Here is a 13053-nt window from a genome sequence, read left to right as displayed (position 1 = left end):
ACTTGGAGATCTCCCATGAAACTGTTGCATATCGATTCGAGCATCCTTGGCGACAACTCGGCCTCCCGCCAACTGAGCCACAGCGTGGTCGAGGCCTGGAAAGCCGCCCGTGCCGACATCGCCGTGACCTACCGCGACCTGGCCGGTGACGCTATCAGCCACTTCTCCGCCGCAACCCTGGTGGCCGCCGGCACTGCCGCCGAACTGCGCGATGCCGCACTGAAGCACGAGGCCGAACTCAGCGCCCAGGCCCTGGCCGAGTTCCAGGCGGCCGACGCGGTGGTGATCGCCGCGCCGATGTACAACTTCACCATCCCCACCCAGCTCAAGGCCTGGATCGACCGCATCGCCGTGGCCGGCCAGACCTTCCGCTACACCGAGGCCGGTCCGGAAGGCCTGTGCGGTGGCAAGAAGGTGATTGTGGTGTCCACCTCCGGCGGCCTGCACGTTGGCCAGGCGACCGGGGTTGCCCATGAGGATTACCTGAAAGTGCTGTTTGGCTTCCTCGGCATCACCGACATCGAGTTCGTCCGCGCCCATGGCCTGGCCTACGGTGAAGAGGTGCGCAACAAGGCCATGACTGACGCCCAGGCGCAAATCGGCGAGCAACTCTTCGCCGCCGCGTAAGGCTTGTGTAAAGACGCTTTCAAGCGCGTCGAGCACCACTAGACTCTGTATTCTGCTCACTGTGCAAAGTGATCGGAGTACGGAGTTTTTTGTTGTCTGTGTTTTTTGGCCCGGGTTATGCAGGGCATACAGTGATAGGCCCGGCATGTGCAGCCAGCATGAGCGGGCCATGTGGCTTCAAGCCTTGGCGGCAAGGGATGGCAGGGGCAATGGGCTTTCTTGATCCAGCAGCGAAGGTGGGCGTGTGATGAAACGTCTTGGTGCATTGTTACTGATCTGCCTGCTCAGCAGCCTGAATTCAGTCCAGGCCGCGCCTGCGCCACACCCGCACTGGAGCGTCGGTTTCCATGAGATGAGTTTTCTCGATCCCCTGGACCAGCAGCCGATGCGCGCCATCGCCTTCTATCCGTCCACCGGCATTGAGCACAACAGCCCACTTGAGGGCTATCAGATTGCGGCATCCCGGGATGCCAAGGTCGCCATCGGCCGTTTCCCGATGCTGATGCTCTCCCACGGCAATACCGGCACGCCCCTGGCCCTGCACGACCTGGCCACCTCCCTGGCGCGCAAGGGGTTTGTCGTGGTGGCGGTGATCCACCCGGGTGACAATTCCAAGGACCACAGCCGCCTGGGCACCTTGAGCAATCTCTATGGGCGGCCGATCCAGATTTCCGAAGCCATTACCGCGACATTGAGCGACCCGATGCTGTCGCCTTTCGTCAACGCCGACCAGGTGGGGGTCATAGGTTATTCCGCTGGCGGCGAAACCGCCCTGATCCTCTCCGGCGCCACTCCGGACCTGGACCGCCTGCGACGCTACTGCCTGGAACGCCCTGGTGACCATGACGCCTGCAATACCCAGGGTGAACTGATCGTCGATCGTGACGATCTGCAGCCAGTGGCCGATCCGCGGGTACATGCCTTGTTGCTGATGGCCCCGTTGAGCCTGAAGTTCGGTCGCCAGACCCTGGCCGGAGTGCATGTGCCGGTGCTGCTCTACAGCGGTGATGGCGATCAGTTGGTGGCCCTGGACAAGAATGCCGCGGCCCTGGCCCGCAAGTTGCCGGTGGCGCCGGACTTCAAGCTGCTGGCCGGTGCCGGGCACTTCGTGTTCATGGCGCCTTGCAGCGCAGAGCAACTGGCGGCGATGCCGGCCTTGTGCACCGATGCCGACGGCGTCGATCGCGAGGACATCCACCGCAATCTGATTTCCGAGGCCGGCAAGTTCTTCGCCCACACCCTGGGCAAGCCGAGCCGTGCCGGCATGCAAACCGCCGATCAGTGACTCAGGCGCCGTTGCGGCGCTTGAGCAGCAGCGTCAGGCCCAGGGCGGTGACCGAGAGCAGGGCGGCGCAGAAGAAGATCCACGAATAGCCGAGGTTCAGCGCCACTGCGCCCATCAAGGGGCCGGCGATGGCCAGGGCCAGGTCAAAAAACACCGCATAGGCACTCAAACCGGCCCCGCGGCTGCTGTTGGGCACCTGCTTGATGGCCTCCACGCCCAATGCCGGATAGACCAGCGACAGGCCGATACCGGTGAGCCCGGCCCCGACCAGCGCCCAGCCGGCGGACGGTGCAAGCCAGAGCAGGACCAGCCCCAGGGTTTCGACGCACATGCAGGCAATCGCCGATGCAAAACCACCAAAACGGCTGATGCTGGAGATGAACAGCAGACGTGAGCAGATGAAGCAGATGCCGAATACCGTCAGGCAATAGGCGGCGCCGGTCCAGCCTCGGCTCACATAGAACAGCGCAATGAAGGTGGTCAGGGTGCCGTAGCCGATGGATGCCAGGCTCAGGCTCGCGCCAAAGGGCGCAATGCGTCCGAACACCGCCCAGAACGCCAGGCGCTCACCGCGAACCACCGGGACCGAGGGCTTGTTGCGGATCAGCAGCAAGGCCAGTAAGGCCATGGCCGACAGGGCGATGCCCAGGCTGGCGAAGCTGTAATTCTCGACCATCTTCACCCCCAGCGGGGCACCGATGGCAATGGCGCCATAGGAGGCAATGCCATTCCAGGAAATCGACCGCGCCGTGTGTTCAGTGCCCACCTGGCCCATGCACCAGCTGATGGTGCCGACGCCGATCAGCCCCTGGGCCACCCCCAGCAGCAAGCGTCCGCCGAGCAGCACCGTCAGGCTCAACAAGGGCAGATGTTCCAGCAGCACCGACACCAGGGTCAGCACCCCGCTGAGGAGAATCCCCAGCAGCCCATAGATGATCGAGCGCTTGGTGCCCACGGTGTCCGACATGCGCCCGGCCATGGGCCGGCTGAGCAGGGTGGCCAGGTACTGCGAGCCGATGACCAGCCCCGCAACCAGCGCGCTGAAACCCAACTGATCGTGGACATAGCCCGGCAGTACGGCAATCGGCAGGCCGATGCAGAGGAACGCGATAAAGGTGTAGAAGACGATGGAGACGATCTGCAGGGTGATCGCCATGGAGCTGGGGGCGGGCGTCTGTGGTTCAGGCATGAAGGCTCGTTCGCGGGCGGCGGTTAGAGACCGGCATCATCGCGTGCCGCGACGGTAAAAGAAAGCATGCTAACTATTTATCCCGCCCGCCGCCGGCCTCTATATAAGGAGGACCACGCAAAAAAAAGCCCCATCACAATGGACGGGGCTCTTCAGGTGCAGCTTGAGGCTTGAAACTCGCCGCTGCCTTTAGAACATCACACCCTGGCTGCGCAGGTAATCATCGTAGGTGCCGCTGAAGTCGGTCACGCCGCTTGGGCTCAGCTCGATGATGCGGGTGGCCAGGGACGACACGAATTCGCGGTCGTGGCTGACGAAGACCAGGGTGCCCGGGTAGTTTTCCAGGGCCAGGTTCAGCGCCTCGATGGATTCCATGTCCAAGTGGTTGGTCGGTTCGTCCATCACCAGCACGTTGGGCTTTTGCAGGATCAGCTTGCCGAACAGCATGCGGCCTTGCTCACCACCGGAAATCACCTTGACCGACTTGAGGATCTCGTCGTTGGAGAACAGCATGCGGCCCAGGGTGCCGCGGATCATCTGCTCGCCCTGGGTCCATTGGCCCATCCAGTCGAACAGGCTGACGTCGTCTTCGAAGTCGTGGGCGTGGTCCTGGGCGTAATAGCCGACCTCGGCACTTTCAGTCCATTTCACCGAACCGGCGTCCGGGGTCAGTTCGCCCACCAGGGTGCGCAGCAGGGTGGTCTTGCCGATACCGTTCGGGCCGATGATCGCTACGCGCTCGCCGGCCTCGATGGTGAAGCTGAAGTTCTTGAACAGAGTCTTGCCGTCGAAACCCTTGGACATCTGTTCGATGGTCACGGCCTGGCGGTGCAGCTTCTTGGTCTGTTCAAAACGGATGAACGGGCTGACGCGGCTCGATGGCTTGACCTCGGCCAGCTGGATCTTGTCGATCTGCTTGGCGCGGGAGGTGGCCTGCTTGGCTTTCGAGGCGTTGGCCGAGAAGCGGCTGACGAAGGTCTGCAGTTCGGCAATCTGGGCTTTCTTCTTGGCGTTGTCCGACAGCAGCTGCTCGCGGGACTGGGTCGCCGCGGTCATGTACTCGTCGTAGTTGCCCGGGAACAGACGCAGTTCGCCGTAGTCCAGGTCGGCCATGTGGGTGCAGACGCTGTTGAGGAAGTGACGGTCGTGGGAAATGATGATCATGGTGCTGTTACGCGCCGTCAGGATCGTTTCCAGCCAACGGATGGTGTTGATGTCCAGGTGGTTGGTCGGTTCGTCGAGCAGCAGCACTTCCGGATCGGAGAACAGTGCCTGGGCCAGCAATACCCGAAGTTTCCAGCCGGGTGCGACTTCGGTCATCGGGCCGAAGTGCTGTTCCAGGGGAATGCCCAGGCCCAGCAGCAGTTCACCGGCGCGGGATTCGGCCGTATAGCCGTCCATCTCGGCGAATTCGGTTTCCAGCTCGGCCACGGCCATGCCGTCTTCTTCGGTCATTTCCGGCAGCGAGTAGATGCGATCGCGCTCGGCCTTGACCTTCCACAGCTCCTCGTGGCCCATGATCACGGTGTCGATCACGGTGAATTCTTCGTAGGCGAACTGGTCCTGGCGCAGTTTGCCCAGGCGCACGTTCGGTTCCAGCATGACCTGGCCACCGGATGGCTCGAGGTCGTCACCGAGGATTTTCATGAAAGTCGACTTGCCGCAACCGTTGGCGCCGATCAGGCCGTAGCGGTTGCCGCCGTTGAACTTGACCGAAACGTTCTCGAACAACGGCTTGGCGCCGAACTGCATGGTGATGTTAGCTGTGGAGATCAATTACTTACCTGCCAATGATTTAGCGCTGGGGCGAATTCACAGGGCGCGATCTGGAACCTTCCAGGTCGGGCCGGTCTGGGTGTGGAACTGAGCCAGCGGACGTACGTCGAGCGCAACATTCCGGCGCCGGGGCCGGGTTGCTGAGCAAAGAGTGCGGGGTGCGCGTTGGAATTTGCGCGCATTGTCGCATATGTAAACGAGCAGTTGTATGACGCTGAGGCAGGGAATTTAGCCTGGAAGGGGCCGGCTCAGCTGTCGTCAGAGGGTGCGCGGGTGCTCGTCCAGCCCATTTACGAACCGCTGCAAGTGCAGCGCCGCCTCGGCTGGCGCTGCCTGGAGCAGGCAGTGGGGGGCATCGATCTCTACCCATCGGGCATCCTTGCGCAGTTGCCGGATCAGGGCACAAGCCGAGGGTGGCACCAGGCGGTCGGCCCGGGCTCGCAGGTACAGCAGCGGCACCTCTGATAGCCCCAGGGCCTGGCGTACATCCACGGCGATCACGGCTTGCAGACGGGCTTGCAGCACGTGCGCGGCAGGCTGGGCAATCGCCTTGGCCAGGGCGCGGCGCAACGGCTCCGTGGAGAAGCGCCCCAGCAACAGCGCGTCCAATGGCCATAAGGGCAAGCGTTGCAGGGGCAGGAACCTGAGGAACGGCTTCAAGGGGGCCAGCGCGGGGCGTGGATTGCAGACGAAACTGCAGCACAGCACCAGTCCCCGCAGGTTCGCCGGGCGCCTGGCGGCAAGGCTGACCGCCAGCGGCCCGGAGAAGGACTCGCCCACCAGCACAAAGGGCTGATCCTGCGGTATCTGTTGCAGCACGCGTTCCAGCAGTTGCGGGTAATCCAGGGGCTGGTCGTCAGGGTAGCTCAGGACCTGTACCGGCCAGTCCGGGCCCAAGGCCTGCAGCAACGGTTCAAACAGGCTGCCGGTACCGTCCATGCCCGGGAGCAGCACCAGGCGAGGGGGGATCGGGGAGGCGGTCATATCAGCGGTCCTTGCCGGGAAAGGGAGCGAGAGGCGGTGCGCAGGATACCTTGGGAAATCCGTCCGACCCAGCTCGGCGCCGTCGGTGAGGCCCCGGGATGAGTTTTGTTGAGCTGGATCAAAACCTGGCGCAGTACAGAGGGATTCCTACAGAACCACTGCACCTTTTCACAAATTTGAGTTAACCATTGGTTACAAAGTGTGGCTAAAATGCCTGCCGACGGCCGGACGCCGAGGGTCGGATCGGCGACCAAGACGATCGCCGATCACGTTTTTTTTCAACTCAGACGCTGCCATTTGCCTTCTGCCCCTCCCGGGGTTTTAGAGGCGCAGCACGCTCTCTTCTGAAGTGTGACAATTTCCGTGAAACTCATCATTGCCGCTGTATACGTTTTATCCATTGCGTACGTACACCTGCGGGGGCGCGTGCGCCACAAACTGGGACGCCAACTGAGTGATCACTCAACCTTTCTGGCCCCCATCAACTGCTTTCTCTACCTGTTCTCCAAGTTTCCCAACCGGCCGTATCTCGATCCCGCCGACTTTCCCGAGATGAACAAGCTCCAGGAGCACTGGGAAGAGATCCGCGCCGAAGGTCAGAACCTGATGCAGGCCGGGGCGATCAAACGATCGGACCAATACAACGACGTGGGGTTCAATTCCTTCTTCAAGACCGGCTGGAAACGCTTCTACCTGAAGTGGTACGGCGACAGCCATCCGTCGGCGATGAAACTGTGCCCGCGCACCACCGAACTGGTGCAGAGCATCGGCTCGATCAAGGCGGCAATGTTCGCCGAGCTGCCCCCAGGCTCGAAACTGGTGCGCCACCGTGACCCTTATGCCGGTTCCTATCGCTATCACCTGGGGTTGTCCACGCCCAACAACGAAGGCTGCTACATCGAAGTTGACGGCGAGCGCTATCACTGGCGCGATGGCGAAGCGGTGATGTTCGACGAGACCTATATCCATTACGCGGAAAACACCACCGAGCAGAACCGCATCATTCTGTTCTGCGATGTCGAGCGGCCGATGAAGTATCGCTGGGCCGCGGCGTTCAACGGCTGGTTCAGCCGCACGGTGATGTCGGCGGCCGGTTCGCCGAACGATGCCGGCGACAAGACCGGCGGACTGAACCGGGCCTTCACCAAGCTGTACAAGATCCGCCTGCGGGGCAAAGAGCTCAAGAAGCGCAACCGCACGCGCTACTACCTGGAAAAATGGGCGATCTTCGCGTCCTTGTTGTTGCTGTTCATCTACATCTGATTCTTCTGCCCTTCGGGCTATCTCCGTCGGCCGGCACCTGCAACTTCCGAGCTTGCAGGTGCCGGCCGGTTCATTCGCCTGGCGCCTGCCTCCCTGCCGGCATCCGGTGTTACATGTTCTGACGGTTTATTTAGTTAACAAAGCCGAACCCTGGGCGTAGCGTGGAATCGAATCCGATACCTTGTCGCTCCTCAGGAGACTTGTCATGAACACTCTGGCTCGCGGGTTTGCCGCATTCATCGCACTCAGTTGCAGCGTTGGCGCCGCCTCGGCCGGCAGTGTCGGCACGCCTGCCTCCAGCCAGGTCCCCGGCCCGTTGCAGTTGGTGCAGAACCTGCCCAACAGTGGCAACAACAACCCCTACAGCAACCCGATCCGGCGGGCCAATCCCAATAGCATGCAGGGCACTCAGCCCGCTGGGCCGCCCGTGCGCGGGCCCAATACCGTGCCGATCGGGCGGCCGCCAACCCTGGAAAATGGCGGCATCGGCAATGGCTACCCGCGGGGCGGGGCGCAGCAGCCTAACCCCGCCCCCCAGGTGCAGAACCCTCGTGATACCGATAACAGCAACCGGCGCTGAGGCGCCCTTGTGTCGAACCGGCGGCTGGTTCACGCGCAGCGGCCATGGATTGTGATCCACAGAAGGAAGCGAGCATGTTGGGTAAAACCTTTTTCGCCGGGCTGTGCGCCAGTGTCCTGCTGGGCGTTGCAGGAGCGGCCTCGGCTGCCAGCAGCCAGTCATTTCCCAGTGAGCAGGGCACCGTGCACCTGACCCCGCTGGTTGAGGGCTTGAACCATCCCTGGGCCCTGGCCTTTTTACCGGGCAACCAGGGCATGCTGGTCACCGAACGGTCCGGAAGCCTGCGGCTGGTGAGCCCCCAGGGCAAGCTGTCGGCGCCCTTGAGTGGAGTGCCCCAGGTTTGGGCCAACGGCCAGGGCGGCCTGCTGGATGTGGTGCTGTCGCCGGACTTCAAGCAGGACCGCCTGGTCTACCTGTCCTACGCCGAGGGTGGTGGCACGGGAGGCACCGCCGGCACCGTGGTGGGCCGTGGACGCCTGGCTGATGACCTCGGCGGGCTCAAGGACTTCCAAGTGATCTTCCGCCAGGAACCCAAGCTGTCCACCGGTAACCACTTCGGTTCACGGCTGGTGTTCGACCGCGATGGCTACCTGTTCATTACCCTCGGGGAAAACAACGAGCGTGCCACCGCCCAAGACCTGGACAAGCTCCAGGGCAAGATCGTGCGCCTGTACCCGGATGGCCGGGTGCCAGATGACAATCCCTTCGTCGGCCGCCCCGGGGTGCGCCCGGAAATCTGGAGTTTCGGCCATCGCAACCCGCAGGGGGCGGCGCTCAATCCCTGGAGCGGCACCTTGTGGGAGAACGAGCACGGGCCAAAGGGCGGTGACGAGATCAACCTCATCGAGCGTGGCAAGAACTACGGCTGGCCCCTGGCGACCCACGGCATCGACTATTCCGGCCAGCCGATTGCCGAGGCCGGTGGCCAGACGGCGCCCGGCACCGTGGCCCCGCACCACGTCTGGGAAAAATCCCCCGGTATCAGTGGAATGGCCTTCTACGACAGCGATCGCTTCAAGCCCTGGCAGCACAATGTGTTCATTGGCGCCCTGGCCAGTCGCGAACTGATCCGCCTGCAGTTCGACGGCGATCGGATCGAACATGAAGAGCGCCTGCTGGGCGATCTCAAGGCGCGGATCCGTGATGTGCGCCAGGGGCCGGATGGCTACCTGTACATTCTCACCGACGAGGACCAGGGCACCCTGTACAAGGTCGGCCTGGACTAACCCTGCGCACCCGGGTAGACCTTGGCGCGCCAACCCTGGTCAGGGGCCCCTTGACCAAGAGGCCGCGGGAGCTTCAGCGCGCCTTCACTGGCAAGCGGCCTCTGGTGGATGGCGGGCGGGTGAGGAGAGCACCACCGCGGCCCGCAGCTTGTTGCTGCCGAAACTGCACATCTTGTCGAATTCGGCATGACTGACTGGCAGGTGCTGGCAATCCATCGCCTGGCGATGCTGGCTGTGGTCGACATCCGGATCGTGCAGGTAGACGAAGTCTTCATCGCAATCGGTGACTACCACCCAATGGGGAGCCTTGGAACGGGTCAGTCGGTAGCTGCTGATCAGCACCAGGGGCTGGCCGCCTTCGCTGAGCAACCGCGGCAGGTCCAGGGGGCCGCCGAGCACTTGCTGGACATCACTGGCGTCCAAGTCCTTGCAGAATTCATCGTGGACCAGGCGCATCACGTCTTTCTTGTGCTCATCACGCACGCCATTGAGAAACAACGGACCGGCGCTGTTGACCTGCAAGCGCACGGCAAAGCCCCGGCGCCAGGCCGAAAGGGCCAGCCCCTGGGGGCTGCAACCGCCGTGGCCGGCGGTCATGAACACGGTGGTGGCTTCGCGCCATATCTGCAGTTCCTCACGTCGTTCCAGGGGCCGTGACGGGTGCAGGGCGGCCATGGCCATCAGCAGGCAGGCCGGACCGCAGGTGAAGTCGGTGGTCTGCGGGTAGTAGGGCACGCGGATGCTGCGGCTCTCGCGGTGCTGGAGGATGCGCTTTTCCAGGCGCAGGGCATCGGCATGATCTTCGTAGTAGTCGTGGATCCGGGCAAAACGCCGGTAGCCGTGGCGTTCGTACAGGGCAATCGCTGCCGGGTTGTCGCTGCGCACTTCCAGGCGCAGGTAGGCGCAGTCATGGGCCAAGGCACAGGCCTCGATCTGCTGCAGCAGGCGTTTGCCGACGCCGAGTCCGCGGGTATCGGCGGCAATGGCGATGGAGTACAGGCGCGCCAGCGAAGTGCCGCGATGAAACAGCACCAGGGCATACCCCAGCAACCGTTCCTGGTGCTGGGCCACCAGCAGTTGGCCGTGGGCCCGGCTGATCATCCACTGGAAGCTGCGTGGCGTCAGTCGGTCACTGGTGAAACATTGCTGTTCCAGGGCCACCAGCGCCGCCAGATCGTCGGGGGTTGCAGTGCGAAAGACAAGATCCATATGACCGCCGTAAAAGTTGCGTAATGAAACGAGACTTCAAAAAAAGTTCGTGCTTAATAGAAAGGGTCAGGTTCTTCAGCGAGAGCGAACTTTATGTCAGCGGTACAAGGTCATTGGCGAGAAGTATCCGAGCAAAGTTTGCCGGCGGCAATCACTTCACCGATTTTATTTCCTGCGGTCGACAAGGTCTCCAGCCAAGTCATCATCATTGTCGAACGCAAGGAAGATTGGGCGTCCTACTTTCCCAGCGAAGGCATTCTCACGGCCCAGGAATACCTGGAACAGAGTCGCGAGCACGAGCCGGGCAAGCGGGTCCAGGTGATCAACCTGTGCCGCAGCTACAAGTACCTGGGGCACGGCTATTACTGTTCGCTGCTGGCCGAGGCCCGCGGCCACCGGGTGATTCCCTCGGTGCGCACCATCAGCGAGCTGACCCGCAAGGCCCTGTACGGGCTGGCCCTGGATGACCTGGATAAAACCCTGGAAAAAGCCCTGAGCAATCATCTCTACAGCGACACCGAAGGTTTTACCCTGACTCTTTATTTCGGCAGGACACATATAGAACCGTTGCAGGAGTTGGCGCGCCAGTTGTTCGAGTTGTTCCCCTGTCCAATTCTGCTAGTTGATTTCAAACGAACTAACGGCTGGCATATAGAAGGGGTGAAGTCCGGTGCGCTGCACAAGTTGCGAGATGACCAGGAAGATCAGTTCGCCAACTCCCTGGACAGTTTCAGCCGCAAGGTCTGGCGGCTTCCCAGGTCCCGACGGCTGGCCCGTTATGACCTGGCGATTCTCCACGATCCCGAGGAAGCGCTGCCGCCGTCCAACGCCCGGGCCCTGGACAGTTTCATCCGGGTCGGCAAGGGCCTGGGGATCGATGTCGAACTGATCGAGAAGAAGGATTACTCGCGCCTCGCCGAGTACGACGCGCTGCTGATCCGCGAGACCACCAGCGTCGACAACCACACCTATCGCTTCGCCAAGAAAGCCGAAAGCGAAGGGCTGGTGGTGATGGACGATCCGACCTCGATCCTGCGTTGCACCAACAAGGTCTACCTCACTGATCTGCTCAAGGGGCATCAACTGGGCATGCCCGCCACCGAGATCCTCTACAAGGAGCGACCGCAGGATTTCGAGCGGGTCGGCGAGCGCCTGGGCTTCCCCCTGGTGCTGAAGATTCCCGACGGTTGTTTCTCCCGCGGGGTGATCAAGGTCGAAAGCCAGCAGGCATTGCTGGAGGCCACCGCCGAGCTGTTCGAGCATTCGGTGCTGCTGCTGGCCCAGGAGTTCTTCTACACCGAGTACGACTGGCGCATCGGCGTGCTCAACCGCAAGCCGATCTTTGCCTGCCAGTACTTCATGTCCAAGGGCCACTGGCAGATCTACAACCACAAGGCCAAGGGCCAGGACATCAATGGCGAATGCCGCACCCTGGCGATCCATGAAGCGCCGCGAGCGGTGGTGGAGCTGGCGGTGAAGACCGCCAACCTGATTGGCGACGGTCTCTACGGGGTCGACCTCAAGCAGTCGGGCGAGCAGGTGGTGGTGATCGAAGTCAACGACAACCCCAACCTCGACGCCGGCATCGAGGACGCCTACCTGCAGGACGACCTGTATGCCCTGGTGCTGGAGGAGTTCGTCCGCCGCTTGGAACTCAAGCGTCGCGGCCAGGCCTGGTGAAGCGCCTGGCCGCTGTTGCGGGTCTTGGTGCGCTGGCAGGCGGCCATAGGTCCTACTGCGGTTGCAGGGTCAGCACTTCGTAGCCGTCCCGGGTGACCGCGATGGTGTGTTCCCATTGGGCGGAGAGGGCGTTGTCACGCGTGACCACGGTCCAGCCGTCCTTGAGCCCGCGCACCCGGGCGCTGCCCTGGTTGAGCATCGGCTCGATGGTGAAGACCATGCCTTCGCGCAGTTCCAGGCCGGTGCCGGGACGGCCGAAGTGCAGGATCTGCGGCTCTTCGTGCATCTGCCGGCCAATGCCGTGGCCGCAGTATTCGCGGACCACGCTATAGCCCTTGGCCTCGGCATGGGACTGGATGGCGTGGCCGATGTCGCCGAGGCGGGCGCCGGGACGCACCACCTGGATCGCCGCCCACATGGCCTCGAAGGTGCTGGTCACCAGGCGCTGGGCCTTGGGGCCGACGCTGCCGATCAGGTACATCTTGCTGGAGTCGGCAATGTAGCCGTTCTTTTCCAGAGTGATGTCGATGTTGACGATGTCACCGTCCTTGAGCACTGCCTTGGCGTGGGGCATGCCGTGGCACACCACCTCGTTGATCGAGGTGTTGATGCAGTAGGGGTAGTTGTACTGGCCCTTGCTGGCCGGGCGCGCCTTGAGTTCATGGCGGATAAGGTGCTCCACCGCAGCGTCCAGCTCCAGGGTCGACAGCCCGGCGGCGACAAAACCATCGAGGAAGGTGAACACCTGGGCCAGCAGGCGCCCGGACTCGCGCATCAGCGCCAGCTGTTGCGCAGACTTGATCAGTGCCTGGGTCATGGGCGCCCCCTGAGCAGGTCGGGTTTGTTCAACAGCAGCTTGTTGACCAGATCGTTGTAGGTCAGGTGTGGGTTGAGCTCGGCCAGCAGGCCGATCTTGATCCAGAACTCGGCCTGGGCGTTGATCGAGCGGTCCATGGCGGCACTGGCCATGCGCAGTTGTTCGTGCAGTTCATCGGAGATCTTGACGATGCCCATGTGACGGAAAACCCTCTGGAGTGAATATACGAATCATATATGAACCGTATAATTCAGCTCAAGCGGCGGGCGGCGAGCGGCAAGAAAGAGGCTTGCGGCTGGACGCTGGATTCGCTAGTTTCTGCCCATGACTTTCCAAGCCTTTCGTTCCCAGCCAAGCATTATTACCGCCATTCCTTATTGGCGGGCTTGCTGACGACTGCACCCAACCCGCCCTGGA

General features: G+C 62.4%; 12 protein-coding genes. 6 read left to right on the top strand and 6 right to left on the bottom strand.

Annotation, left to right across the window (positions count from 1 at the left end):
• The first annotated feature begins 15 nt into the window (after positions 1 to 15).
• Positions 16 to 627, top strand: coding sequence for an FMN-dependent NADH-azoreductase (locus ACZ5BO_RS18395; RefSeq protein ID WP_025127401.1), 612 nt, complete (start codon positions 16 to 18; stop codon positions 625 to 627).
• A gap of 247 nt (positions 628 to 874) precedes the next feature.
• Positions 875 to 1912, top strand: coding sequence for an alpha/beta hydrolase family protein (locus tag ACZ5BO_RS18390; protein WP_464696017.1), 1038 nt, complete (start codon positions 875 to 877; stop codon positions 1910 to 1912).
• Between the two features lies 1 nt (position 1913).
• Here the strand turns inward: ACZ5BO_RS18390 and ACZ5BO_RS18385 are convergent, their stop codons facing one another.
• The 3 genes from ACZ5BO_RS18385 to ACZ5BO_RS18375 form a co-directional block, all read right to left on the bottom strand.
• Positions 1914 to 3101 (bottom strand): MFS transporter, encoded by a 1188-nt coding sequence (locus ACZ5BO_RS18385; protein ID WP_464696016.1) that lies wholly within the window; start codon positions 3099 to 3101, stop codon positions 1914 to 1916.
• A 189-nt stretch (positions 3102 to 3290) separates the two neighbouring features.
• Positions 3291 to 4877 carry an ABC-F family ATPase gene (locus ACZ5BO_RS18380; RefSeq protein WP_025127398.1) on the bottom strand — a complete coding sequence of 529 codons (1587 nt, stop codon included), beginning with the start codon at positions 4875 to 4877 and terminating at the stop codon, positions 3291 to 3293.
• 258 nt (positions 4878 to 5135) lie between these two features.
• Positions 5136 to 5861: an alpha/beta fold hydrolase gene (locus ACZ5BO_RS18375; protein ID WP_464696015.1), complete on the bottom strand. Its 726-nt coding sequence runs from the start codon at positions 5859 to 5861 to the stop codon at positions 5136 to 5138.
• 363 nt (positions 5862 to 6224) lie between these two features.
• Between ACZ5BO_RS18375 and lpxO the strand changes: the two genes are divergently transcribed.
• The 3 genes from lpxO to ACZ5BO_RS18360 all read left to right on the top strand — a co-directional run bounded on the left by lpxO (position 6225) and on the right by ACZ5BO_RS18360 (position 8930).
• Positions 6225 to 7124, top strand: coding sequence for a lipid A hydroxylase LpxO (lpxO, locus tag ACZ5BO_RS18370; RefSeq protein WP_464696014.1), 900 nt, complete (start codon positions 6225 to 6227; stop codon positions 7122 to 7124).
• Between the two features lie 205 nt (positions 7125 to 7329).
• Positions 7330 to 7704, top strand: coding sequence for a hypothetical protein (locus ACZ5BO_RS18365; RefSeq protein WP_464696013.1), 375 nt, complete (start codon positions 7330 to 7332; stop codon positions 7702 to 7704).
• Positions 7705 to 7778: 74 nt separating this feature from the next.
• Positions 7779 to 8930: a PQQ-dependent sugar dehydrogenase gene (locus tag ACZ5BO_RS18360; protein ID WP_464696012.1), complete on the top strand. Its 1152-nt coding sequence runs from the start codon at positions 7779 to 7781 to the stop codon at positions 8928 to 8930.
• A gap of 84 nt (positions 8931 to 9014) precedes the next feature.
• Here ACZ5BO_RS18360 and rimI read toward each other — a convergent pair whose 3' ends face one another.
• Positions 9015 to 10139: a ribosomal protein S18-alanine N-acetyltransferase gene (gene rimI, locus ACZ5BO_RS18355; RefSeq protein WP_464696010.1), complete on the bottom strand. Its 1125-nt coding sequence runs from the start codon at positions 10137 to 10139 to the stop codon at positions 9015 to 9017.
• A gap of 93 nt (positions 10140 to 10232) precedes the next feature.
• Between rimI and ACZ5BO_RS18350 the strand changes: the two genes are divergently transcribed.
• Entirely contained in the window at positions 10233 to 11819 is a 1587-nt protein-coding gene (locus ACZ5BO_RS18350) for a RimK family protein (protein WP_025127392.1), read from the top strand.
• A gap of 52 nt (positions 11820 to 11871) precedes the next feature.
• On the opposite strand, the gene map is transcribed toward ACZ5BO_RS18350, so the two are convergent.
• Together map and ACZ5BO_RS18340 are read right to left on the bottom strand one after the other, a co-directional pair.
• The gene (map, locus tag ACZ5BO_RS18345) at positions 11872 to 12636 is read right to left on the bottom strand and encodes a type I methionyl aminopeptidase (protein ID WP_029978193.1); all 765 of its coding nucleotides are present in this window, start codon (positions 12634 to 12636) and stop codon (positions 11872 to 11874) included.
• Entirely contained in the window at positions 12633 to 12833 is a 201-nt protein-coding gene (locus ACZ5BO_RS18340; RefSeq protein WP_025127390.1) for a ParD-like family protein, read from the bottom strand. Before ACZ5BO_RS18340 ends, map begins: the two co-directional genes overlap by 4 nt.
• Between the last annotated feature and the right edge of the window lie 220 nt (positions 12834 to 13053).

The organism is Pseudomonas sp. FFPRI_1, assembly GCF_055384485.1.
This window is presented reverse-complemented; position numbering and strand designations above follow the sequence as displayed.